This window comes from Streptomyces vietnamensis, from assembly GCF_000830005.1.
GTDB classification, from domain to species: Bacteria; Actinomycetota; Actinomycetes; order Streptomycetales; family Streptomycetaceae; genus Streptomyces; species Streptomyces vietnamensis.
This window is the reverse complement of the sequence record NZ_CP010407.1, coordinates 4,958,230-4,981,588: the sequence shown is the minus strand read 5'-3', so window position 1 is coordinate 4,981,588 and position 23,359 is coordinate 4,958,230. Positions and strand designations below refer to the sequence as shown.

The 23,359-nt window shown below is 71.0% G+C and carries 18 protein-coding genes; 3 read left to right on the top strand and 15 right to left on the bottom strand.

Translation table 11 applies throughout. The features are described 5' to 3' along the window. Nucleotides 1–78: 78 nt before the first annotated feature. Together SVTN_RS22370 and SVTN_RS22365 are read right to left on the bottom strand one after the other, a co-directional pair. Nucleotides 79–1,281, bottom strand: a complete 1,203-nt coding sequence (locus SVTN_RS22370; RefSeq protein ID WP_041130703.1) for a LolA family protein — start codon at nt 1,279–1,281, stop codon at nt 79–81. Between the two features lie 132 nt (nt 1,282–1,413). Further along, nucleotides 1,414–2,424: a polyprenyl synthetase family protein gene (locus SVTN_RS22365; protein WP_041130702.1), complete on the bottom strand. Its 1,011-nt coding sequence runs from the start codon at nt 2,422–2,424 to the stop codon at nt 1,414–1,416. Between the two features lie 212 nt (nt 2,425–2,636). Here SVTN_RS22365 and SVTN_RS22360 point away from each other — a divergent pair, with 212 nt between their 5' ends. Further along, a complete protein-coding gene (locus SVTN_RS22360) occupies nt 2,637–4,634 on the top strand; it encodes a CocE/NonD family hydrolase (protein WP_041130701.1) in 1,998 nt (665 codons plus the stop codon). A 30-nt stretch (nt 4,635–4,664) separates the two neighbouring features. Here SVTN_RS22360 and SVTN_RS22355 read toward each other — a convergent pair whose 3' ends face one another. Further along, a complete protein-coding gene (locus tag SVTN_RS22355; protein ID WP_041130700.1) occupies nt 4,665–5,999 on the bottom strand; it encodes an LPXTG cell wall anchor domain-containing protein in 1,335 nt (444 codons plus the stop codon). Nucleotides 6,000–6,292: 293 nt separating this feature from the next. Between SVTN_RS22355 and fahA the strand changes: the two genes are divergently transcribed. After that, nucleotides 6,293–7,519, top strand: a complete 1,227-nt coding sequence (fahA, locus tag SVTN_RS22350) for a fumarylacetoacetase (RefSeq protein ID WP_041130699.1) — start codon at nt 6,293–6,295, stop codon at nt 7,517–7,519. Nucleotides 7,520–7,656: 137 nt separating this feature from the next. Next, entirely contained in the window at nt 7,657–8,373 is a 717-nt protein-coding gene (locus SVTN_RS22345) for a DUF6445 family protein (protein ID WP_041130698.1), read from the top strand. A 97-nt stretch (nt 8,374–8,470) separates the two neighbouring features. Here the strand turns inward: SVTN_RS22345 and nuoN are convergent, their stop codons facing one another. From nuoN to SVTN_RS22285, 12 genes are read right to left on the bottom strand one after another with little or no spacing between them, the layout of a single operon-like run. Continuing rightward, nucleotides 8,471–10,120, bottom strand: coding sequence for an NADH-quinone oxidoreductase subunit NuoN (gene nuoN, locus SVTN_RS22340; RefSeq protein ID WP_041130697.1), 1,650 nt, complete (start codon nt 10,118–10,120; stop codon nt 8,471–8,473). After that, on the bottom strand, nt 10,117–11,697 hold the full coding sequence (locus SVTN_RS22335; RefSeq protein ID WP_041130696.1) for an NADH-quinone oxidoreductase subunit M: 1,581 nt from the start codon (nt 11,695–11,697) through the stop codon (nt 10,117–10,119). The genes nuoN and SVTN_RS22335 overlap by 4 nt, the downstream gene beginning before the upstream one ends. 5 nt (nt 11,698–11,702) lie before the next feature. Then, nucleotides 11,703–13,640, bottom strand: a complete 1,938-nt coding sequence (gene nuoL / locus SVTN_RS22330; protein ID WP_041130695.1) for an NADH-quinone oxidoreductase subunit L — start codon at nt 13,638–13,640, stop codon at nt 11,703–11,705. A 10-nt stretch (nt 13,641–13,650) separates the two neighbouring features. After that, nucleotides 13,651–13,950 carry an NADH-quinone oxidoreductase subunit NuoK gene (gene nuoK, locus SVTN_RS22325; RefSeq protein WP_014178692.1) on the bottom strand — a complete coding sequence of 100 codons (300 nt, stop codon included), beginning with the start codon at nt 13,948–13,950 and terminating at the stop codon, nt 13,651–13,653. Further along, nucleotides 13,947–14,765, bottom strand: coding sequence for an NADH-quinone oxidoreductase subunit J (locus SVTN_RS22320; RefSeq protein WP_041130694.1), 819 nt, complete (start codon nt 14,763–14,765; stop codon nt 13,947–13,949). The genes nuoK and SVTN_RS22320 overlap by 4 nt, the downstream gene beginning before the upstream one ends. Further along, a complete protein-coding gene (gene nuoI, locus SVTN_RS22315) occupies nt 14,762–15,358 on the bottom strand; it encodes an NADH-quinone oxidoreductase subunit NuoI (RefSeq protein WP_041130693.1) in 597 nt (198 codons plus the stop codon). Before nuoI ends, SVTN_RS22320 begins: the two co-directional genes overlap by 4 nt. Continuing rightward, the gene (nuoH, locus tag SVTN_RS22310) at nt 15,333–16,697 is read right to left on the bottom strand and encodes an NADH-quinone oxidoreductase subunit NuoH (RefSeq protein ID WP_041130692.1); all 1,365 of its coding nucleotides are present in this window, start codon (nt 16,695–16,697) and stop codon (nt 15,333–15,335) included. Before nuoH ends, nuoI begins: the two co-directional genes overlap by 26 nt. Then, nucleotides 16,694–19,177, bottom strand: a complete 2,484-nt coding sequence (locus SVTN_RS22305; protein ID WP_041130691.1) for an NADH-quinone oxidoreductase subunit G — start codon at nt 19,175–19,177, stop codon at nt 16,694–16,696. Before SVTN_RS22305 ends, nuoH begins: the two co-directional genes overlap by 4 nt. Next, nucleotides 19,174–20,523, bottom strand: coding sequence for an NADH-quinone oxidoreductase subunit NuoF (gene nuoF, locus SVTN_RS22300; protein ID WP_041130690.1), 1,350 nt, complete (start codon nt 20,521–20,523; stop codon nt 19,174–19,176). The genes SVTN_RS22305 and nuoF overlap by 4 nt, the downstream gene beginning before the upstream one ends. After that, nucleotides 20,520–21,263 carry an NADH-quinone oxidoreductase subunit NuoE gene (gene nuoE / locus SVTN_RS22295; protein ID WP_041130689.1) on the bottom strand — a complete coding sequence of 248 codons (744 nt, stop codon included), beginning with the start codon at nt 21,261–21,263 and terminating at the stop codon, nt 20,520–20,522. Before nuoE ends, nuoF begins: the two co-directional genes overlap by 4 nt. Further along, nucleotides 21,260–22,582 (bottom strand): NADH-quinone oxidoreductase subunit D, encoded by a 1,323-nt coding sequence (locus SVTN_RS22290; RefSeq protein ID WP_041130688.1) that lies wholly within the window; start codon nt 22,580–22,582, stop codon nt 21,260–21,262. Before SVTN_RS22290 ends, nuoE begins: the two co-directional genes overlap by 4 nt. Beyond that, nucleotides 22,582–23,313, bottom strand: a complete 732-nt coding sequence (locus SVTN_RS22285; protein ID WP_041130687.1) for an NADH-quinone oxidoreductase subunit C — start codon at nt 23,311–23,313, stop codon at nt 22,582–22,584. Before SVTN_RS22285 ends, SVTN_RS22290 begins: the two co-directional genes overlap by 1 nt. Nucleotides 23,314–23,359: the final 46 nt, after the last annotated feature.

Below are 23,359 nucleotides of genomic sequence, written 5' to 3'. Positions count from 1 at the left end.
GATCCGGAAGAACTCCCGGGCGGGTCGGTGAATTTCGCCCCCGACCCGCCCGGGGTCCCAACTCGGCCGTTACTTGCGTTACTTGCCGGAGTTCGCCGCGTCGACCAGCGCGTCCTTCGTCACCGCGCCGACGTAGACCTTGCCGTCGTCGGTGAGGAGCGCGTTCACCAGCTTCGTCTTGAAGACGGTGCCCGAGCCGAACTTGCCGGTGACCTTGTCGCCGAAGGAGTCCAGGAAGCCCTGGATCTCCTTCGGCGCCTCGTCGGTCTTGGGCGCGGGCGCCCCGGTGTCGAGCTTCGCGATGGTCGTCCAGCCCTCGCCGATGACGGTCGGGCCCTCGCCGGAGCCGGAGTCGGAGCCGGGGACGAGGCCGGCGCCGCCGAAGACGTCCCCGAGGCCGGGGATGCCCTCCTCGAAGCCCTCCGGCAGGTCACCCGGGGCCTCCTCGCCCTTCTCCGCCGCGCCCTCCGTCACCTTCGCGCCCTTCGGCGCCGTGAAGGTGAACTCCGAGGCGGCCGGCTTGCCGAAGTCGACCTTCGTGAAGCCCGCGTCGACGACCGGCTTGCCGCCCTCGACCGAGGAGAGGGTGAACTTCAGCGGGGTGCCGTTCGCCGCGTCCACCGCGATCTTCACCGACTCGACCGTCGAGCCGGACTGCTTCGGCTTGATCACCAGCTGGTACGCGTCCCGGCCGGCCACCTTCGCCGTGCCGTCGACCGTGATCGACGTGGTGTCGCCCGCGGCCTTCAGGACCTCGTCGGCGAGCTCCTTGGGCGTACCGGGGAGTTTCTGCTCCTTCTCGGGGGCGCCGCCGGACGCGCCCTTCTCGTGGAAGGCCTCGTTCGACTTGCTGTCGTAGGCCCAGACGTCGTCGCCGTTGTGGATCAGGCTGTACTCGTCGGAGCCGTCGAGCAGGGTGAGCCGCTGGCGCTCGGGGCCGTCCGCCGCGATGCGCAGCGTGTGGCTGCCCGAGACGAGCTCGGTGAGCTTCTCGGACGGGTCCGCCGAGGAGGGGCCGCCGTCGCCGGCGTCCAGGCCCCCGAGGCCGGACGCCAGGCCGTCGAGGGCCGGCAGGCCCAGGTCGGTGGAGATCTTGAAGGTGCCGGACAGGGTCTGGGTGTCCGACGCGGCGATCTTCTCGATGAGCTGCTGGGCCGTGATCTCCGGCAGGTCCGGGTCGCCGGACGCGGCCAGCGCCGGGACGAGCCCGATGGTCGCCGCGGCCACTCCTGCCACCGCGACCGGGACGATGAACCGGCTCGCCTTACGGGTCTCTGCCATGGTCTCCGCTACCTCCGTGCCGTGCTGCCCCTGTGGATGATGACTCCATCTCACCAAGGCGCGGGCCCGGAATCGTCAGACCCGGGGATCAACCTCGCGTACTGCTTCGGGATGACCCGACCCTGAGACGCCCTAGCCCGCTCGGTGGACCACGGCGTCGCACATCTCGGCCAGGGCCGCCTTCGCGTAGCCGTCGGGCAGCGGCGCCAGCATCGCGCGGGCCTCCTCGGCGTACCGCACGGTGTCCCGGCGGGCCTGCTCCAGGGCGGGGTGGGTGCGGAGCCGGCGCAGGGCCTCGGCGTGCCGCTCGTCGTCGCTGAGGTCGCCGTCGATCAGGGCGACGAGCTCCAGGTCCTCCGGGCGCCCGTGGGCGGCCGCGGCGGCCCGCAGGTGGAGGACGGGGAGGGTCGGGATGCCCTCGCGGAGGTCGGTGCCGGGGGTCTTGCCGGACTCGTGGGAGTCGGAGGCGATGTCGAGGACGTCGTCGGCGAGCTGGAAGGCGACGCCGAGCCGCTCGCCGTACTGGGTGAGGATGTCGACGACGCTCTCGTCGGCGCCGGACATCATGGCGCCGAAGCGGCAGGAGACGGCGACGAGGGAGCCGGTCTTGCCGCCGAGGACGTCGAGGTAGTGGTCGACGGGGTCGCGGCCGTCCATCGGACCCGCGGTCTCCAGGATCTGGCCGGTCACGAGCCGTTCGAACGCCTCGGACTGGATGCGTACGGCCTCGGGGCCGAGGTCCGCGAGCGTGTGCGAGGCGCGGGCGAAGAGGAAGTCACCCGTGAGGACGGCGATCGAGTTGCCCCAGCGGGTGTTGGCGCTGTCGACGCCGCGCCGGACGTCGGCCTCGTCCATGACGTCGTCGTGGTAGAGCGTGGCCAGGTGGGTGAGCTCGACGACCACGGCGGAGGGCACGACGCCCGGCGCGTAGGGGTCGCCGAACTGGGCGGCGAGCATCACGAGCAGGGGGCGGAACCGCTTGCCCCCGGCCAGGACGAGGTGCTGCGCGGCCTCCGTGATGAAGGGGACATCGCTCTTGGTGGCGTCCAGGAGGCCCGCCTCCACAGCCGCCAAACCGGTCTGGACATCGGCTTCAAGAGCCTGGTCCCGCACGCTAAGACCGAACGGCCCGACGACGGTCACGAGGGGGTCTCCTGTCTGCTGACGCCTGCTGACGATCACATGGATTGTCGATGTGTCGCTCGGTTCACTCAAGCCAGCGTATCCGGTCACCTTTCGATCACCGTGGGCGCCTTCCCGTCACCCCCGGTATGTTCGTGATCAGCCGATACGACCAGGAATGGCCACTTTCGCCCCGAACGGCGATCGTGCACCCCGTCCACCGAGGTTCTGACATGCGCATCCGTACCGACTTCCCGTACGAGACCCGCCACGAGGACCTCCGCATCCCGCTGCCGGACGGCACCGGGCTGTACGCGCGCGTGTGGCGTCCGCTCGCCGACGAACCCGTACCGGCCCTCCTGGAGTACCTGCCGGACCGCCTGACCGACTGGACCGCCCCCCGCGACCGGCAGCGCCACCCCTGGTACGCGGGCCACGGCTACGCCTCCGTACGGGTCGACGTCCGCGGCCACGGCAACAGCGAGGGCCTGCCCGGCGACGCGTACGACGCCGTCGAGCTCGCCGACGGCGTCGCCGTCGTGAACTGGCTCGCCGAGCAGGAGTGGTGCACCGGGAGGGTCGGCATGTTCGGCATCGGCCGGGGCGGCTCCACCGCGCTCCGGATCGCCGCCCTCGCCCCCGGACCGCTCGGGGCGGTCGTCGCCGTCTGCGCCACCGACGACCGCTACGACAACGACGTGCACTACCTGGGCGGCTCGGTCCTCGGCGTCGGCATGCACGCCCGGGCGGCCACCGCGCTCGCCTTCACCGCCCGGCCCCCGGACCCCCGGTACGTGGGCGAGGAGTGGCGCGAGCTGTGGCTCGGGCGCCTGGAGGCCGTCGAGCCGCCCGTCCACACCTGGCTCGCCCACCAGACCCGGGACGCGTACTGGAGGCACGGCAGCGTCCGCGAGGAGTACGGGGCCGTCCGGGCCGCCGTCCTCGCCGTCGGCGGCTGGCACGACCCGTACCGCGACACCGTCCTCCGGCTCGCCCGCCACCTCCCCCAGGACCGGGTCCGCGCGATCATCGGCCCCTGGTCCCACCAGTACCCGGACCGCGGCCTGCCGCCGGGCCCGGCGATCGGCTTCCTCCAGGAGACCCTGCGCTGGTGGGACCACCACCTCAAGGACGTCGAGAACGACGTGATGGCCGAGCCGCTGCTCCGCTCCTGGATCAGCGACGCGCACCCGCCGGCCACCGTGTACGAGGAGCTGCCCGGCCGCTGGGTCGCCGACCCCGCCTGGCCCTCCCCGCACGTCACCCCCGTCACGTACGGCTTCCAGGGCGCCCCGGTTTTTGTCGACTCGCCCCAGCGGACCGGGCTCGACGCGGGCCGCTTCCTCCCCCTCGGCAACGACGCCGACCTGCCGCCGGACCAGCGCGAGGAGGACGCCCGCTCGGCCTGCTTCGACTTCCCCGTACCGGAGTCCGCCGAGCCGATCGAGATCCTGGGCCGCCCCTCGGTGAGCCTGCGCCTGACCACCACGGCCCCCACCGGGCAGGTCGTCGCCCGGCTCTGCGACGTCGCCCCCGACGGCTCCTCCACCCTCGTCACCCGGGGCGCCCTGAACCTCTCCGCCCGCTACGGCCCCGACCGGGCCGTGGAGGCCCAGATCGGCGAGCCGGAGACCCTCGTCTTCGAGCTGAACGGCATCGGGCACGCCTTCCCGCCCGGCCACCGGGTGCGGCTCGCCGTCTCCTCCACGTACTGGCCGTGGATCTGGCCCCAGCCCGACGCCGCCGGCTTCACCCTCGACCCGGTCGGCTCCTCCCTCACCCTCCCCGTCCGGACGCGCGCCGAGGACGCCGTCGAGTGGGAGGAGCCGGAGCAGTCCGCGCCGCTCGGCGTCGCCCACCCGGCCACCCTGGAGGAGCCGCGCCCGGAGCGGCTGGTGGTCCGGGACGTCGCCAGGGACGAGTGGACGCTCGAGGTCGACCCGAAGTACGGCGGCACGCGCGTGTACCCGGACGGCCTGGAGTACACCGAGGACGCCGTGGAGACGTACACCGTCGACGAGGGCGGCCCGCTGTCCGCCCGGACCCGCTCGGAGTGGACGATCCGGCTGCACCGGCCCGAACTGGCCTGGGACGTCACGATCGACACCCGCTCGGAGATCTCCTGCGACGCGGACGTCTTCCACACCGAGGACGAGGTGGTGTGCAGGGAGGGCGGCGAGGTCGTCTTCCACCGCACCTGGGAAAAGCGGATCCCCCGCACGGCGGGCTGAACTCACGCCGTGCGGGGGACCGATCAGGGGTTACGCCTGCGTGGCGGCCTTGCGGCGGCGGGCGAAGACCAGCGCGCCGGCGCCCAGGGCGACGGCCCCGGCGGCGGCGAGACCGAGCGGCAGGGTGTCGTTCGCACCGGTCGCGGCGAGGGTGCCGGTCACGGGGGTGTTCGACGTGCCGCCCTGCTGGGTGGTGTTCGTGTTGCCGCCGGTGGTGACGGTCGGCGCCGGGGTCGGCGTCGCGGTCTCCGTCGGCTTCGGCTTCGGCTTGTCGCCCTTGTCGGCGGCGAGGATGTCGAAGTTGACGTCCTTGAAGTCGCTGGCGAAGCCGCAGGAGCCGTCGTTGTTCTCGTACTCCCCGTAGCCGAAGAGGGCGCCCTTGCCGGCGGTGGCCTTGGCGTCGACCGTGAGCCGCAGCTTCAGGTCGTACGAGGCGCCCTTGTCGAGCTTGCCGACCTCGATGGAGTCGGACTTCTCGGTGATCGACGTCCACTCCAGGACGTCGGCGGAGGACCACTCGACGGGGATGACGAGCTTGGAGAAGTCCGTGTCCTCGTCGATCACGTCGCCGGGCGCGGGCAGCCGAATGGCGTTCGCGAAGGCGTTGACGAGGTCCAGTTCGTGGTCGGAGGTGTTGGTGAGGCGCATCGAGAAGACCGCGGGCTCACCGGCGGTGACCTTCTTCGGACCGCTCACCGCGACCTTGAGGGAGGGGTCCTCCTCGCACTCGCCCCCCATGTCCTGGTAGAAGGCGAGCTCTTCCTTGGCCTCGTCGAGCTTCTCGGAGGCGGACTGCTTCACCTTCTCGGCGAGGTCGACCACGTGCGCGGCGGCGTCCTTGGCGGCCTTGAGCGCGCCCTCGGCCTGCGCCAGCTTCGTGTCGGCGGCGGTCTTCGCGGTGGCTGCCTCGTCGGCGGCCGTCTGCGCGGCGGTGACGGCAGCGGCGGCGGCCGCCTTCTCCTCCTCGGTCGCGGTCTCCGGCAGCTTCGTCACGGCCTCCTGGGCCTTGGCGAGCGCCTCGTCGGCGGCCGTCTTCTTGGCGGCGGCCTCGGCGACGGCCTTCTGCGCGTCGGCGACCGCGACCACGAGCGGGTTGTCGGCCGCGTCCAGGGCCTTCAGGGCCTCGGTGGCCTTGTCGAGGTCGACGACGGCCTTGTCGCACGCCTTCTGGGCCTCGGCGACGGCGGCCTTCAGCTCCTCGAGCGAGGGCATGTCGTCCTCGGGGTCGTCCTCGCCGGACGCGGGCTTCTGCGTCGCCGGGGCCGACGGCTTGGCGTCGGCGAACGCCGGGGCGGCCGAGAGGAACACGACCGGGGTGGTCACGGCGGCGGCCACGGCGGTCGCCAGAATGCGGCGGATCTTCACGTTGCGGACCTTTTCCTGGTCAGAGAGAAAGACTGCGAAGAACAGTGGTGGGCGCGCGCCCGCGGCTACCTCACGCGGCACGACACCGACATGATCGTAGGGCCGGGAAGGCCCCGGCGGGAGCCCGTTTCCGCAGCTCGCAGGGGCGTTCCGGGGCGGCTCGGGACACAAACCGCGCGAATGCGGGCAGTTGCCCACGGAGGCCGCGGTTTCTGTGTGATCCATGTCATCAGCGCCCGGCGGCCCGCCCCGTAACGTGTCCCCCACACACGTGGAAAGCGAGGCACGCACCGATGTCCGAGCACAGCCCGCTCGATCTGGCCGAGGGCGACCCCTTCGGCCCGCACAACCTCCCGTACGGCGTCTTCTCCACCGCCGACGAGCCCGGGCGGCGCCGGCTCGGCGTCCGCATCGGCGGGCACGTCCTGGACGCGGGTGCCGCGGCGCACGCGCTCGGCTCCCCGTACGCGGCGCTGCTCGCGCAGCCCAGCCTCAACCCGCTGCTCGCGGCCGGGCGGACCGCCTGGCGCGACGTCCGCCGGGCGCTGACGGCCTGGGTGACGGTGCCCGCGCACCGGGCGGACATCGAGCCGCTGCTCCACCCGCTCGACGCGGTGACGCTGCACCTGCCGTACGAGGTCGCGGACTACGTCGACTTCTACGCGAGCGAGCACCACGCGACGAACGTGGGGAAGATCTTCCGCCCCGACGGCGACGCGCTCACCCCCAACTGGAAGCACCTGCCGATCGGTTACCACGGTCGCGCGGGCACGGTCGTGGTCTCCGGCACCGATGTCGTACGCCCCTCCGGGCAGCGCAAGGCCCCGTCGGACCCGGCGCCGGTCTTCGGCCCCTCGGTCAAGCTGGACATCGAGGCGGAGGTCGGCTTCCTCGTCGGCACCCCGTCCGAGCTCGGGAAGCCGGTCCCGCTGGCCGACTTCCGGGAGCACGTCTTCGGCCTGACGCTGCTCAACGACTGGTCGGCGCGGGACGTGCAGGCCTGGGAGTACGTGCCGCTCGGCCCGTTCCTCGGCAAGTCGTTCCAGACCTCGGTCTCGGCGTGGGTGACGCCCCTGGAGGCCCTGGACGCGGCCCGTACGGCCCCGCCCGCCCGCGACTTCCCGCTCCTCCCCTACCTGGACGACGCGGCGGAGGAGGAGCCGGGCGGCTTCGACCTGCGGATCTCGGTGGAGATCAACGGCGAGGTGGTGGCCGAGCCGCCGTTCTCCTCGATGTACTGGACGGCGGCCCAGCAGCTCGCCCACATGACGGTGAACGGCGCCTCGCTCCGTACGGGCGACCTGTACGGCTCCGGCACGGTCTCCGGGCCCGAGGTGAACCAGCGGGGCTCGCTCCTGGAGCTCACCTGGAACGGCCGCGACGCCCTCGAACTGCCGGGCGGCAAGCGGACGTTCCTGGAGGACGGCGACGAGGTCGTCCTCACGGCCTGGGCCCCGGGCCCGGACGGCACCCGGGTGGCCCTCGGCGAGGTCCGCGGCCGGATCGTCCCCTCCGCCTGACCCGTACGGCCGAGAGGAAGGGCGCCCCCGCACGGAGGCGCCCTTCCCTTTCCATGGGTCTGCGCACACCATCTCTTGTCGGAGCCTTGGCCCGAGCTTTGGAGTGTGGATTCCGGGAGCGAACTAGCGTTCCCGGCATGTCCTTCAACCCCCCACAAACCCCCTTCCGTCCCCCCGCACGACCCGCCGCCCGCCCCGCCGGACTCCCGGTCCTCCCCTACCGGAAGCCGACGAAGGGCCGCGACTACTGGGTCATCGACGACGTCCTGCCGAACATCGACGAGGTGCGCGCCCGGTGCCTCGCCAAGGACGACTGGGTCCAGGGCGCCCCGGTCAACCCCGAGCCCTGGCCGGGCCAGCGGGCCATGCCCGCCCTGGAGCCGGGCGAACTCGCCCGCGTGGAAAGGCTGGTGCGCAAGGCCACCGGCGCCCCGCGGATCTGGGCCGAGAACCCGGACGGCGCCGGCACCTTCAACCACAACTGCGTCCAGGCCGTCGGCAAGGACGAGTGCGAGCCCCGCCCGCACACCGACTCCCGCAGCCTGTGCCGCTACGCCGCCGTGCTCTACCTCAGCCCGGACACCCCCAAGGACTGCGGCACCAGCTTCTACCGCCAGAACCTCCCGGGCGGCCGGCTCGGCGGCAACCAGGTCCTGGCCCCGCACAACAACCTGGTCGACGCCCTGGGCACCCGCTTCGTCCCCCCGGACTCCTTCACCGAGGACATCCGCGTCCCCCACCGCTACAACCGCCTGCTGCTGTACTCCGCGAACCTGATGCACAGCGCGACGGGCTACTGGGGCACCACCCTGGAGGACAAGCGGATGACCGCCGTCTTCTTCTGGATGGCCTGACCGCCGACGGCCTGACCGCTGATGGCCTGACCGCGTCCGCGTACGACGAAGGGCCCGGCTCGCCCCCGAGCCGGGCCCTTCGCGCGTGCCGCCGGTCCTACCGGACGAACACGCTCGCCTGGTTCGCCAGGTCCAGGAAGTACTGCGGGGCGAGGCCGAGGACCAGGGTGACCACGACGCCCGCGGCGATCGTGAGGCTCGTCAGGGCCGAGGGCACGGCGACCGTCGGGCCGTCCGCCTTCGGCTCGCTGAAGAACATGAGCACGATGACCCGGATGTAGAAGAACGCGGCGATCGCCGAGGAGATCACACCGACCACGACGAGCGCGCCCGCGCCGCCGTCCGCCGCCGCCTTGAAGACCGCGAACTTCCCGGAGAAGCCGGAGGTCAGCGGAATGCCGGCGAAGGCGAGCAGGAAGACCGCGAAGACCGCCGCGACGAGCGGCGAACGGCGGCCGAGCCCGGCCCACTTGGACAGGTGGGTGGCCTCGCCGCCCGCGTCCCGGACCAGGGTGACGACGGCGAAGGCGCCGATCGTCACGAAGGAGTAGGCGCCCAGGTAGAACAGGACGGACGAGATGCCGGACGGCGTCGCCGCGATGACGCCCGCGAGCAGGAAGCCCGCGTGCGCGATCGACGAGTACGCCAGGAGCCGCTTGATGTCGGTCTGGGTGATGGCGACGATCGCACCGCCCAGCATGGTGACGATGGCGACGCCCCACATGACCGGCCGCCAGTCCCAGGTGAGACCGGGCAGCACCACGTAGAGCAGGCGGAGCAGCGCGCCGAAGGCGGCGACCTTGGTGGCGGCGGCCATGAAGCCGGTGACCGGGGTCGGGGCGCCCTGGTAGACGTCCGGGGTCCACATGTGGAAGGGCACGGCGCCGACCTTGAAGAGGAGCCCCACGAGGACCATGGCGAAGCCGATGAGCAGCAGCGCGTCGTTGCCCATGGTGTCGGCGAGCGCCGGGTCGACGGCGCCGATCGAGCCGTCGACGACCCGGGCGATCGTCGCGTACGAGACGGAGCCCGCGTAGCCGTAGAGCAGGGCGATCCCGAAGAGCAGGAAGGCCGAGGAGAAGGCGCCGAGCAGGAAGTACTTGACGGCCGCCTCCTGCGACATCAGCCGCTTGCGGCGGGCGACGGCGCAGAGCAGGTACAGCGGGAGGGAGAAGACCTCCAGGGCGACGAAGAGCGTCAGGAGGTCGTTGGCGGCCGGGAAGACCAGCATGCCGGAGATCGCGAAGAGCGCGAGCGGGAAGACCTCGGTGGTGGTGAAGCCCGCCTTGACGGCGGCCTTCTCGTGCTCGCTGCCGGGGACGGCGGCGGCCTCGGCGGCGAAGGAGTCGACCTTGTGGCCGTGGTCGGCCGGGTCGAGCCTGCGCTCGGCGAAGGTGAAGAGCGCCACGATGGAGGCGAGGAGAATGGTGCCCTGGAGGAACAGGGCGGGTCCGTCGACGGCGACGGCGCCCATGGCCGCGATGTGGGCCTTGGTGGAGCCGTAACCGCCCGCCGCCAGGCCGACGATGGCGGCGAAGGCGGCGGCGAGCGCCGCGACGGAGAGGAAGACCTGGCTGTGGTAGCGGGCCTTGCGGGGCACGAAGGCCTCGACGAGGACGCTGACGACCGCGGCACCGAGCACGATGAGCACGGGCGAGAGTTGCGTGTACTCGATGTGGGGCGCCGGGATCTTGTCGAGCGGCCCGGCAGCCGTCGTCCACAAGCTGTGGACAGCCATGGAACTCACTTGGCCGCCTCCACGTTCTGAATCTGGGGCTCGGGGTCCTTCTGCTGGACGTCGGACATGGTGTGCCGCACGGCCGGGTTGACGACGTCCGTCAGCGGCTTCGGGAAGACCCCGAGGAAGATCAGGACGGCGATCAGCGGGACGACCACGGCCAGTTCGCGCGCGCGCAGGTCGGGCAGTGCCCGCACCTCCTCCTTCACCGGCCCGGTCATCGTCCGCTGGTACAGGACGAGGGTGTAGAGCGCGGCGAGGACGATGCCGGTGGTGGCGATGATGCCGGCCACCGGGTAGCGCTCGAAGGCGCCGACCAGGACGAGGAACTCGCTGACGAACGGGGCGAGTCCGGGCAGCGACAGGGTCGCGAGGCCGCCGATCAGGAAGGTGCCGGCGAGCACCGGGGCGACCTTCTGCACACCGCCGTAGTCGGCGATGAGCCGCGAGCCGCGCCGGGAGATCAGGAAGCCGGCGACGAGCATGAGCGCGGCGGTCGAGATGCCGTGGTTGACCATGTAGAGCGTGGCGCCGGACTGGCCCTGGCTGGTCATCGCGAAGATGCCCAGGATGATGAAGCCGAAGTGCGAGATCGACGCGTAGGCGACCAGGCGCTTGATGTCCCGCTGGCCGACGGCGAGCAGCGCGCCGTAGACGATGCTGATGAGGGCGAGGACGACGATCGCGGGGGTGGCCCACTTGCTGGCCTCGGGGAAGAGGCCGAGGCAGAAGCGGAGCATCGCGAAGGTGCCGACCTTGTCGACGACGGCGGTGATGAGGACGGCGACCGGGGCGGTGGCCTCCCCCATCGCGTTCGGCAGCCAGGTGTGCAGCGGCCACAGCGGCGCCTTCACCGCGAAGGCGAAGAAGAAGCCGAGGAACAGCAGCCGCTCGGTGTTGGTCGCCATGTCGAGCGAGCCGTTGGCCCGGGCCTCGGCGATCTCGGTGAGCGAGAAGTTCCCCGCGACCACGTAGAGCCCGATGACCGCGGCCAGCATGATCAGGCCGCCGACGAGGTTGTAGAGCAGGAACTTGACGGCCGCGTACGAGCGCTGGGCCGCCGCGTTCTCGTCGGAGCCCGTGTGGGCGCGGTCGCCGAAGCCGCCGATGAGGAAGTACATCGGGATGAGCATGGCTTCGAACAGGATGTAGAAGAGGAAGACGTCGGTGGCCTCGAAGGAGAGGATCACCATCGCCTCGACCATGAGGATCAGGGCGAAGAAGCCCTGCGTGGGCCGCCACCGCCTGGAGGAGGTCTCCAGGGGGTCGGCGTCGTGCCAGCCGGCCAGGACGATGAACGGGATCAGCAGGGCGGTGAGCGCGATGAGCGCGACCCCGATGCCGTCGACGCCGAGCTCGTACCGGACGCCGAAGTCCTTGATCCAGGTGTGCGACTCGGTCAGCTGGTACCGGTCGCCGCCGGGCTCGAACTGTGCCCAGACGACGGCGGCGAGCACCAGCGTGACGAGCGAGACGAGCAGCGCCAGCCACTTGGCGGCGGTGCGCCGGGCGGCGGGCACGGCCGCGGTGAGCACGGCGCCCACCGCTGGCACCGCTGCCGTCGCCGTAAGGAGCGGGAAGGACATGGGAGTTACACCGCCCTCATCAGCAGGGTCGCGGCGATCAGCACCGCCGTACCTCCGAACATGGAGACCGCGTACGAGCGGGCGTAGCCGTTCTGGAGCTTGCGCAGCCGGCCGGAGAGTCCGCCGACGGAGGCCGCGGTGCCGTTGACGACGCCGTCGACCAGGCTGTGGTCGACGTAGACCAGCGAGCGGGTCAGGTGCGTGCCGCCGGTGACGAAGACGGCGTGGTTGAAGTCGTCCTGGAGCAGGTCGCGGCGGGCGGCCCGGGTGAGGAGCGAGCCGCGCGGGGCGACCACCGGGACGGGCCTGCGGCCGTACTGGAGGTACGCGAGGCCGACGCCGATCACCATGACGGCGACGGTGGCGGCGGTGACGGCGGCGGCGCTGATCGGCGCGTGGCCGTGCTCGAAGCCGGTGACCGGCTCCAGCCACTCGACGAACCCGGAGAACTCGAAGATCGCACCACCGGCGACCGAGCCGACGGCCAGCAGGATCATCGGGATGACCATCGACTTGGGCGACTCGTGCGGGTGGGGCATCTCGCCCGCCGCGTGCTCGGCGGCCGGCTCGGCGCTGGGCACCTGGTCGGCGTCCGGGGCCGGCTGCCAGCGCTTCTCGCCGAAGAAGGTCATCAGCATCACGCGGGTCATGTAGTACGCGGTGATGGCCGCGCCGAGCAGGGTGACCGCGCCGAGGATCCAGCCCTCGGTGCCGCCCTTGGCGAAGGCCGCCTCGATGATCTTGTCCTTGGAGAAGAAGCCGGACAGACCGGGGAAGCCGATGATCGCGAGGTAGCCGAGGCCGAAGGTGACGAAGGTGACCGGCATGTACTTCCGCAGGCCGCCGTACTTCCGCATGTCGACCTCGTCGTTCATGCCGTGCATGACGGATCCGGCACCGAGGAAGAGCCCGGCCTTGAAGAAGCCGTGCGTGACCAGGTGCATGATCGCGAAGACGTAGCCGATGGGGCCGAGGCCGGCCGCCAGGATCATGTAGCCGATCTGCGACATCGTCGAACCGGCGAGGGCCTTCTTGATGTCGTCCTTCGCGCAACCGACGATCGCACCGAAGAGGAGCGTGACCGCTCCGACGACGGTGACGACGAGCTGGGCGTCCGGCGCGGCGTTGAAGATGTCGGCGGAGCGGACGATCAGGTACACGCCAGCGGTCACCATCGTGGCCGCGTGGATGAGGGCCGAGACCGGGGTCGGGCCCTCCATCGCGTCCCCGAGCCAGGACTGCAGCGGCACCTGGGCCGACTTGCCGCAGGCGGCGAGGAGCAGCATCAGGCCGATCGCGGTCAGCTTGCCCTCGGAGGCCTGTCCGCTCGCCTCCAGGACCGGCCCGAAGGCGAAGGTCCCGAAGGTGGTGAACATGATCATGATGGCGATGGAGAGGCCCATGTCGCCGACCCGGTTGACCAGGAAGGCCTTCTTCGCGGCGGTGGCCGCGGTGGGCTTGTGCTGCCAGAAGCCGATCAGGAGGTACGAGGCGAGGCCGACGCCCTCCCAGCCGAAGTACAGGAGCAGGTAGTTGTCGGCGAGGACGAGCAGGAGCATCGCCGCGACGAACAGGTTGAGGTAGCCGAAGAAGCGGCGGCGGCGCTCGTCGTGCTCCATGTAGCCGATGGAGTAGACGTGGATGAGCGTGCCGACCCCGGTGATCAGCAGGACGAAGGTCATCGACAGCTGGTCGAGCTGGAAGGCCATGTCCGCCCGGAAGCCCTCGACGGGGATCCAGGTGTAGAGCGTCTGGTGCAGGGCCCGGTCGTCGGCGCTCTTGCCGAGCATGTCGGCGAAGAGCGCGAGGCCGATCACGAAGGACACGGCCGCGAGCAGCGTGCCGAGCCAGTGCCCGGCCTTGTCGAGTCGCCGGCCGCCGCAGAGCAGCACCGCCGCCCCGAGCAGGGGCGCCCCGATGAGCAGCGCAATGAGATTTTCCACGGTCAGCCCCTCACAGCTTCATCAGGCTGGCGTCGTCGACCGAGGCCGAGTGGCGGGCACGGAAGACGGACACGATGATCGCGAGCCCGACGACGACCTCCGCGGCGGCGACGACCATCGTGAAGAAGGCGATGATCTGGCCGTCGAGGTTGCCGTGCATGCGGGAGAAGGTGACGAACGCGAGGTTGCAGGCGTTGAGCATGAGCTCCACGCACATGAACAGGACGATCGCGTTGCGCCGGATCAGGACCCCGGCCGCACCGATGGTGAACAACAGGGCGGCCAGGTACAGGTAGTTGACGGGATTCACCGAGAAGCCTCCTCTTCGCGGCCCAGGCGCTCGGCCGCACGCTGCTCAAGCGCCTTGAGGTCCGCGAGGGCCTCGGGGGACACGTCCCGGATCTGGCCCCGCTTGCGCAGGGTCCCCATGACGGTGAGCTCCGCCGCGGTGCCGTCGGGCAGCAGACCGGCGATGTCGACGGCGTTGTGCCGGGCGTACACACCGGGCGCGGGCAGCGGCGGCACGTGCTTGCCCTCGCGGACGCGCTGCTCGGAGAGCTCGCGCTGGGTGCGGGCCCGCTCGGTGCGCTCCCGGTGGGTGAGCACCATCGCGCCGACGGCGGCGGTGATCAGCAGCGCGCCGGTGATCTCGAAGGCGAAGACGTACTTGGTGAAGATGAGGGCGGCGAGGCCCTCGACGTTCCCGCCGTGCGCGCTGTTGGCCGTGCCGAGTCCGGCGAACTCCGTCAGCGAGGCGTTGCCGATGCCGGCGGAGAGCAGGATGCCGAAGCCGAGGCCGCAGGCGACGGCCCACCAGCGCTGGCCCTTGATGGTCTCCTTCAGCGAGTCCGCGGCCGTGACGCCGACCAGCATGACGACGAAGAGGAAGAGCATCATGATCGCGCCGGTGTAGACGACGATCTGGACGATGCCGAGGAAGTACGCGCCGTTGGCGAGGTAGAAGACCGCCAGGACGATCATGGTCCCGGCGAGGGAGAGCGCCGAGTGCACGGCCTTCTTCATCAGGATCGTGGACAGCGCGCCGACGACGGCGACGGTGCCGAGGACCCAGAACTGGAAGGCCTCACCGGAGGACGTCGTGTACGCCGCGAGGTTCGCGCTCATGCGTCCGCCCCCTCCGGCTCGCCCTTCTCCCCCTTGGACACCGCGACCTGACGGACGGTGCCGGGCGCGGCCCCGGTGACCAGGCCCTTGTAGTAGTCCTGCTCGGTCATCCCCGGGAAGATCGCGTGCGGGGTGTCGACCATCTCCTCCTCCAGGCCCGCGAGGAGCTGCTCCTTGGTGTAGATCAGGGCCTCGCGGGAGGAGTCGGCCAGCTCGAACTCGTTGGTCATCGTCAGCGCGCGTGTGGGGCACGCCTCGATGCACAGCCCGCACAGGATGCAGCGGGCGTAGTTGATCTGGTAGACGCGGCCGTACCGCTCGCCCGGCGAGTAGCGCTCCTCGTCGGTGTTGTCCGCGCCCTCCACGTAGATCGCGTCGGCGGGACAGGCCCAGGCGCACAGCTCGCAGCCGACGCACTTCTCCAGGCCGTCGGGGTGACGGTTGAGCTGGTGCCGTCCGTGGAAGCGGGGCGCCGTCGTCTTCTGCTGCTCCGGGTACTGCTCGGTCAGCCGCTTCTTGAACATGGCCTTGAAGGTCACGCCGAAGCCGGCCACCGGATTCTGGAAATCAGACACCGTCCGTCCCCCTTTCATCACTCTCGGTAGCAGTATCGGGGCCACCACTGACAACGAGGTCCCGTTCGCGCCGGGGCCTGCGCCGCGGCACGGGCGGCAGGGACTGTCCGGGCTTGGGCGGTACGGGGAAGCCGCCCGCCATCGGGTCGAAGGCCCGCTCCTCGGCGGGTCCGGCCGCGGCCTCCTTCGCCTTCCGGTCACGGAACGCGTCGTACAGGAAGGAGAGGAGGAGCAGCGCGAGGACGGCACCGGCCACGTACAGCACGATGTTGGAGAAGGCGATGTTCTCGTTCCGCAGCGCGCGGACGGTGGCGACCAGCATCAGCCAGACCACGGCGACCGGGATGAGGACCTTCCAGCCGAGCTTCATCAGCTGGTCGTAGCGGACGCGGGGCAGGGTGCCGCGGAGCCAGATGAAGAAGAACAGCAGCAGCTGCACCTTGATGACGAACCAGAGCATCGGCCACCAGCCGTGGTTCGCGCCCTCCCAGAAGGTGGAGACCGGGTACGGGGCCCGCCAGCCGCCCAGGAAGAGGGTCACCGACACGGCCGAGACCGTCACCATGTTCACGTACTCGGCGAGCATGAACATCGCGAACTTGATGGACGAGTACTCGGTGTTGAAGCCGCCGACGAGGTCGCCCTCGGACTCCGGCATGTCGAACGGGGCGCGGTTCGTCTCGCCGACCATCGTGACGATGTAGATGATGAACGAGACCGGCAGCAGGATCACGAACCAGCGGTCCGCCTGCGCCTCGACGATCTTCGAGGTCGACATCGACCCGGAGTAGAGGAAGACGGAGGCGAAGGCCGCGCCCATGGCGATCTCGTACGAGATCATCTGCGCGCAGGAGCGGAGGCCGCCGAGCAGCGGGTACGTGGAGCCGGAGGACCAGCCGGCGAGGACGATGCCGTAGATGCCGACGGAGGCGACCGCGAGGACGTACAGCATCGCGATCGGCAGGTCGGTGAGCTGCATCGCCGTGCGGTGGCCGAAGATCGAGACCTCGTTGCCGGCCGGGCCGAAGGGGATCACGGCGATCGCCATGAAGGCGGGGATCGCGGCGACGATCGGGGCGAGGACGTAGACGACCTTGTCGGCCTTCCTGACGATCACGTCCTCCTTGAGCATCAGCTTGACGCCGTCCGCGAGGGACTGGAGGAGACCCCAGGGGCCGTGCCGGTTGGGGCCGATGCGCAGCTGCATCCAGGCGACGACCTTGCGCTCCCACACGATGGAGAAGAGCACGGTGACCATCAGGAAGGCGAAGCAGAAGACCGCCTTGATCAGCACGAGCCACCAGGGGTCCGTGCCGAACATGGACAGGTCTTCGGCCGCGAGGACGTTCGGGGTCATGCCTGCACCTCCTGCGAGGTCGCCGGGCCGATGCGGACCAGGTCGCCGGGGTGGGCGCCGGTGTCGGAGAGGACGCCCCGGCCCTTCGAGTTCAGCGGGAGCCAGACGACGCGGTCGGGCATCTCGGTGACCTGGAGCGGGAAGGCGACGGAGCCCGCGGGGCCGGTCACCTCCAGGACGTCGCCGTCCTTGACGCCGGTGTCGGCGGCGGTGGCGGCGGAGAGCCGGGCGACCGCGGCGTGCCGGGTGCCGGCCAGGGCGGTGTCGCCCTCCTGGAGCCTGCCCAGGTCGAGGAGGAGGCGGTGTCCGGCGAGGACGGCCTCGCCCTCGCCGGGCCGGGGCGCCGGCTGACCGGGCGAGCTGGGCTCGGTCGCCCGCTCCTCGGTCCAGCCGCCGAGCCGGTCCAGCTCCCGGCGGGCCGACCGCAGGTCGGGCAGGCCGAGGTGGACGTCGAGGGCGTCGGCCAGCATGTGGAGGACGCGGGCGTCGGTCGGCGCGAGCGGCCTCGTCATCTGCTCGGGCTTGAGCGCGGCCTCGAAGAGCCGGGCCCTGCCCTCCCAGTTGAGGAAGGTGCCGGGCTTCTCGGCGACGGCCGCGACCGGCAGGACCACGTCGGCGCGCTCGGTGACCTCGCTCGGCCGCAGCTCCAGGGAGACCACGAAGGCCGTGTCGAGGGCCTCACGCGCGCGTGCCGGGTCCGGCAGGTCGACGACCTCGACGCCGGCGACGAGCAGCGCGGCGAGTTCGCCGCCGGCGGCGGCCTCCAGGATCTGGCCGGTGTCGCGGCCGTAGCGGTGCGGGAGTTCGCGGACGCCCCAGGCGGCGGCGACCTCCTCACGCGCGCGGGGATCGGTCGCGGGCCGGCCGCCGGGCAGCAGCGCCGGCAGCGCACCGGCCTCGACGGCGCCGCGCTCGCCGGCGCGGCGCGGGATCCACACGAGGCGGGCGCCGGTGGCGACGGAGGCGCGGAGGGCGGCGGTGAGCGCGCCGGGCACGCCCGCGAGGCGCTCGCCGACGGCGATGACGGCACCCTCCTGGCGGAGGGCCTCGGCCGCGGCGGCGCCGTCCTCGGAGAGCCCGACCCGGGAGGTGAGGGCGTCGAGCCACTCGGTCTCGGTGCCGGGGGCGGCGGGCAGCAGGGTGCCGCCCGTCTTCTCCAGGCCCCGGGTCGCGAACGGGGCGACGGCGTACGTCTTCTGGCCGTGCTTGCGCCAGGCCTTGCGGAGCCGCAGGAAGACGCCGGGGGCCTCCTCCTCGGACTCCAGGCCGACGAGGAGCACCGCCGGGGCCGCTTCGAGCGAGGTGTACGTGACGCCCGACCCGTCCAGGTCCCGTCCCCGGCCCGCGACGGCGGAGGCCAGGAAGTCGGCCTCCTCGCCGGAGTGGATCCGGGCCCGGAAGTCGATGTCGTTGGTGTCGAGGGCGACCCGGGCGAACTTGGCGTACGCGTAGGAGTCCTCGACGGTCAGCCTGCCGCCGGTCAGGACGCCGGTCCGGCCGCGGACCAGCCCGCGGGCGGCGGCCTCCAGGGCCTCGGGCCAGGACGCGGGCTCCAGCTCACCGGTGTCGGCGTTCCGCACGAGCGGGGTGGTGAGCCGGTCGCGCTGCTGGGCGTACCGGAAGCCGAAGCGGCCCTTGTCGCAGATCCACTCCTCGTTGACCTCGGGGTCCTCGGCGGCGAGCCGCCGCATGACCTTGCCGCGCCGGTGGTCGGTGCGGGTGGCGCAGCCACCGGCGCAGTGCTCGCAGACGGACGGCGAGGAGACCAGGTCGAAGGGGCGGGAGCGGAAGCGGTAGGCGGCCGAGGTGAGGGCGCCGACCGGGCAGATCTGGATGGTGTTGCCGGAGAAGTACGACTCGAAGGGGTCGCCCTCGCCGGTGCCGACCTGCTGGAGCGCGCCGCGCTCGATGAGCTCGATCATCGGGTCGCCCGCGACCTGGTTGGAGAAGCGGGTGCAGCGGGCGCACAGGACGCACCGCTCGCGGTCGAGCAGCACCTGCGTGGAGATCGGGATCGGCTTCTCGTACGTCCGCTTGACGCCCTCGAAGCGGGACTCGGCCTGTCCGTGGGACATGGCCTGGTTCTGCAGGGGGCACTCGCCGCCCTTGTCGCAGACCGGGCAGTCGAGCGGGTGGTTGACGAGCAGCAGCTCCATCACGCCGTGCTGGGCCTTCTCGGCGACGGGCGAGGTCAGCTGGGACTTCACCACCATGCCGTCGGTGCAGGTGATGGTGCAGGAGGCCATGGGCTTGCGCTGGCCCTCGACCTCGACGATGCACTGGCGGCAGGCGCCGGCGGGGTCGAGGAGCGGGTGGTCGCAGAAGCGCGGGATCTCGATGCCGAGCTGTTCGGCGGCGCGGATGACCAGCGTCCCCTTGGGGACGGAGATCTCGATGCCGTCGATGGTCAGCGTCACGAGGTCCTCCGGCGGTACGGCAGGGCTGCCGCCGCCCGCCGAGCCGGCCGTGGTGACGGTCATGCGGTCACCTCCTTGTGGTTGTCCGCCCAGGCGGTCGACTTGGCCGGGTCGAAGGGGCAGCCCTTGCCCGTGATGTGCTGCTCGTACTCCTCGCGGAAGTACTTCAGGGAGGAGAAGATCGGCGAGGCGGCGCCGTCGCCGAGGGCGCAGAACGACTTGCCGTTGATGTTGTCGGCGATGTCGCCCAGCTTGTCGAGGTCGGACGTCTTCCCCTTGCCGGCCTCGATGTCGCGGAGCAGCTGGACGAGCCAGTACGTGCCCTCGCGGCAGGGCGTGCACTTGCCGCAGGACTCGTGGGCGTAGAACTCGGTCCAGCGGGTGACGGCCCGGACGACACAGGTGGTCTCGTCGAAGCACTGGAGCGCCTTGGTGCCGAGCATGGAGCCGGCGGCGCCGACGCCCTCGTAGTCGAGGGGCACGTCGAGGTGCTCGTCGGTGAACATCGGGGTGGAGGAACCGCCCGGGGTCCAGAACTTGAGCCGGTGGCCGGGGCGCATGCCGCCGCTCATGTCGAGGAGCTGGCGCAGGGTGATGCCGAGGGGGGCCTCGTACTGGCCGGGCGAGGCGACGTGCCCGCTGAGCGAGTAGAGGGTGAAGCCCGGGGACTTCTCCGTCCCCATGGACGTGAACCAGTCCTTGCCCTTGTTCAGGATCGCGGGAACCGAGGCGATGGATTCGACGTTGTTCACCACAGTGGGGCAGGCGTACAGACCGGCGACCGCGGGGAAGGGGGGTCGCAGCCGGGGCTGGCCGCGGCGCCCTTCGAGCGAGTCGAGCAGTGCGGTCTCCTCACCGCAGATGTACGCGCCGGCGCCGGCGTGCACGGTGAGTTCGAGGTCGAGTCCGCTGCCGAGGATGTTCGTGCCGAGGTAGCCGGCGGCGTAGGCCTCGCGGACGGCCTCGTGCAGGCGGCGCAGGACGGGGACGACCTCGCCGCGCAGATAGATGAAGGCGTGGTTCGAGCGGATCGCGTAGCAGGCGATCACGATGCCCTCGATGAGGGAGTGCGGGTTGGCGAAGAGGAGGGGGATGTCCTTGCAGGTGCCGGGCTCGGACTCGTCGGCGTTGACGACGAGGTAGTGGGGCTTGCCGTCGCCCTGCGGGATGAACTGCCACTTCATGCCGGTGGGGAAGCCGGCGCCGCCGCGTCCGCGGAGGCCGGATTCCTTGACGTACGCGATGAGGTCGTCGGGGCTCATCGCGAGGGCCTTGCGCAGGCCTTCGTAGCCCTCGTGCCGCCGGTAGGTCTCCAGGGTCCAGGAGTCGGGCTGGTCCCAGAAGGCCGACAGGACGGGTGCGAGCAGCTTCTCGGGACTGCTGTTGTTGATCTCGGCGGCCAAGGTCATTCCTCCCCCTCCTGTCCGGAGGTCTCACCACGCGGGTGGACGATTCGGTGGTGCGGCTTCTCGCCCTTGGCCAGGCGCAGCCCGACGAGGGAGGCGGGTCCGGCTCCGCCGGTGGCCTCGACGGCGCCGGGGCGCTCGTCGGGGAAGCCGGCGAGGATGCGGGCGGTCTCCTTGAAGGTGCAGAGCGGGGCGCCGCGGGTGGGTTCGACGGTGCGTCCGGCCCGGAGGTCGTCGACCATCTTCTTGGCGGACTCGGGCGTCTGGTTGTCGAAGAACTCCCAGTTGACCATCACGACGGGCGCGAAGTCGCAGGCCGCGTTGCACTCGATGTGCTCGAGGGTGATCTTGCCGTCCTCGGTGGTCTGGTCGTTGCCGACGCCGAGGTGCTGCTTGAGTTCCTCGAAGATGGCGTCGCCGCCCATGACCGCGCAGAGCGTGTTCGTACAGACGCCGACCTGGTAGTCGCCGGAGGGCTTGCGCCGGTACATCGTGTAGAAGGTGGCGACGGCGGTGACCTCGGCGGTGGTCAGGCCGAGGGTGTCGGCGCAGAAGGCCATGCCGGTACGGGTCACGTGGCCCTCCTCCGACTGCACGAGGTGCAGCATCGGCAGGAGCGCGGAGCGGGAGTCCGGGTAGCGGGCGATGATCGCCTTCGCGTCCTCGGTGAGCCGGGCGTGGACGTCCGCCGGGTACGGGGGCGCGGGAAGCCGGGGCATCCCGAGGCTGACGTTCTCCGTCATCGGTCGACGCCTCCCATCACGGGGTCGATGGAGGCGACGGCGACGATGACGTCGGCGACCTGGCCGCCCTCGCACATCGCGGCCATGGCCTGGAGGTTGGTGAAGGACGGGTCGCGGAAGTGGACCCGGTACGGGCGGGTGCCGCCGTCGGAGACGACGTGGACGCCGAGCTCGCCCTTGGGCGACTCGACGGCCGCGTAGGCCTGCCCGGCGGGGACCCGGAAGCCCTCGGTGACCAGCTTGAAGTGGTGGATCAGGGCCTCCATGGAGGTGCCCATGATCTTCGCGATGTGGTCGGTGGAGTTGCCGAGGCCGTCCGGGCCGAGGGCGAGCTGCGCCGGCCAGGCGATCTTCTTGTCGCCGACCATGACCGGTCCTGGCGCCAGGCGGTCGAGGCACTGCTCGACGATCCGCAGGGACTGCCGCATCTCCTCCAGGCGGACGAGGAAGCGTCCGTAGGAGTCGCAGGTGTCGGCGGTCGGGATCTCGAAGTCGTAGTTCTCGTAGCCGCAGTACGGGTCGGTCTTCCGCAGGTCGTGCGGGAGGCCCGCCGAGCGGAGGATCGGTCCGGTGGCGCCGAGGGCCATGCAGCCGGTGAGGTCGAGGTAGCCGACGTCCTGCATGCGGGCCTTGAAGATGGGGTTGCCGGTGGCGAGCTTGTCGTACTCCGGCAGGTTCTTCTTCATGGTCTTCACGAACTCGCGCACGGCGTCGACGGCGCCGGGCGGGAGGTCCTGGGCGAGGCCGCCGGGGCGGATGAACGCGTGGTTCATGCGCAGGCCGGTGATCAGCTCGTACAGGTCCAGGATCATCTCGCGGTCCCGGAAGCCGTAGATCATGATCGTGGTGGCGCCGAGCTCCATGCCGCCGGTGGCGATGCACACCAGGTGCGAGGAGAGCCGGTTCAGCTCCATGAGCAGGACCCGGATGACGCTGGCGCGGTCCGGGATCTGCTCGGTGATGCCGAGGAGCTTCTCCACGCCCAGGCAGTACGCCGTCTCGTTGTAGAACGAGGTGAGGTAGTCCATGCGCGTGACGAAGGTGGTGCCCTGCGTCCAGGTCCGGTACTCGAGGTTCTTCTCGATGCCGGTGTGGAGGTAGCCGATGCCGCAGCGTGCCTCGGTGACGGTCTCGCCGTCGATCTCCAGGATCAGGCGGAGCACGCCATGGGTGGACGGGTGCTGGGGCCCCATGTTGACGATGATGCGCTCGTCGTCGGCCTTCGCGGCGGACTGGACGACCTCTTCCCAGTCGCCGCCGGTCACCGTGTAGACGGCGCCTTCGGTGGTCTCGCGGGGAGACGCGTGTTCGGTGGACATCAGCTGTACGACCTCCGCTGGTCCGGAGCCGGGATCTGGGCGCCCTTGTACTCGACGGCGATGCCGCCGAGGGGGTAGTCCTTGCGCTGCGGGTGGCCCTGCCAGTCGTCCGGCATCATGATCCGGGTGAGGGCGGGGTGGCCGTCGAAGACGATGCCGAAGAAGTCGTACGTCTCGCGCTCGTGCCAGTCGTTCGTCGGGTAGACGGCGACGAGGGACGGGATGTGCGGCTCGGCGTCCGGGGCCGAGACCTCCAGGCGGATCAGCCGGCCGTGGGTGATCGAGCGCAGGTGGTAGACGGCGTGCAGCTCGCGACCCTTGTCACCGGGGTAGTGGACGCCGGAGACGCCCGTACACAGCTCGAAGCGCAGGGCCGGGTCGTCGCGCAGGGTGCGGGCCACGCGGACGAGGTGCTCGCGCTCGATGTGGAAGGTGAGCTCGCCGCGGTCGACGACCGTCTTCTCGATGGCGTTCTCAGGGAGGAGTCCCTGCTCCTCCAGGGCGCCCTCCAGCTCGTCGGCGACCTCGTCGAACCAGCCGCCGTACGGGCGGACGGCCGGGCCGGGGAGCCGGACGGAGCGGACGAGGCCGCCGTAGCCGGAGGTGTCGCCGCCGTTGTTGGCGCCGAACATGCCGCGCTGGACGCGGACCTCCTCGCCGTGGTCCCCGCGCTGGCCCGGCAGGTTCTGCGCGCTGAGGTCCTTCTCGGGGTTCGGGGTTTCGTCGCTCACTGTGCAGCCCTGTTCCCTTCTCCGCCCACGCGGCGCAGAGGTGCGG

Coding starts and splice junctions, on each gene's coding strand:
- SVTN_RS22335 (WP_041130696.1), bottom strand. CDS start 11,697: ATGTCCTTCCCGCTCCTTACGGCGACGGCAGCGGTGCCAGCGGTGGGC.
- SVTN_RS22290 (WP_041130688.1), bottom strand. CDS start 22,582: ATGTCCACCGAACACGCGTCTCCCCGCGAGACCACCGAAGGCGCCGTC.
- nuoH (WP_041130692.1), bottom strand. CDS start 16,697: ATGACCCCGAACGTCCTCGCGGCCGAAGACCTGTCCATGTTCGGCACG.
- SVTN_RS22360 (WP_041130701.1), top strand. CDS start 2,637: ATGCGCATCCGTACCGACTTCCCGTACGAGACCCGCCACGAGGACCTC.
- nuoE (WP_041130689.1), bottom strand. CDS start 21,263: ATGACGGAGAACGTCAGCCTCGGGATGCCCCGGCTTCCCGCGCCCCCG.
- SVTN_RS22320 (WP_041130694.1), bottom strand. CDS start 14,765: ATGAGCGCGAACCTCGCGGCGTACACGACGTCCTCCGGTGAGGCCTTC.
- nuoF (WP_041130690.1), bottom strand. CDS start 20,523: ATGACCTTGGCCGCCGAGATCAACAACAGCAGTCCCGAGAAGCTGCTC.
- nuoI (WP_041130693.1), bottom strand. CDS start 15,358: ATGAAAGGGGGACGGACGGTGTCTGATTTCCAGAATCCGGTGGCCGGC.
- fahA (WP_041130699.1), top strand. CDS start 6,293: ATGTCCGAGCACAGCCCGCTCGATCTGGCCGAGGGCGACCCCTTCGGC.
- SVTN_RS22305 (WP_041130691.1), bottom strand. CDS start 19,177: ATGACCGTCACCACGGCCGGCTCGGCGGGCGGCGGCAGCCCTGCCGTA.
- SVTN_RS22370 (WP_041130703.1), bottom strand. CDS start 1,281: ATGGCAGAGACCCGTAAGGCGAGCCGGTTCATCGTCCCGGTCGCGGTG.
- SVTN_RS22345 (WP_041130698.1), top strand. CDS start 7,657: ATGTCCTTCAACCCCCCACAAACCCCCTTCCGTCCCCCCGCACGACCC.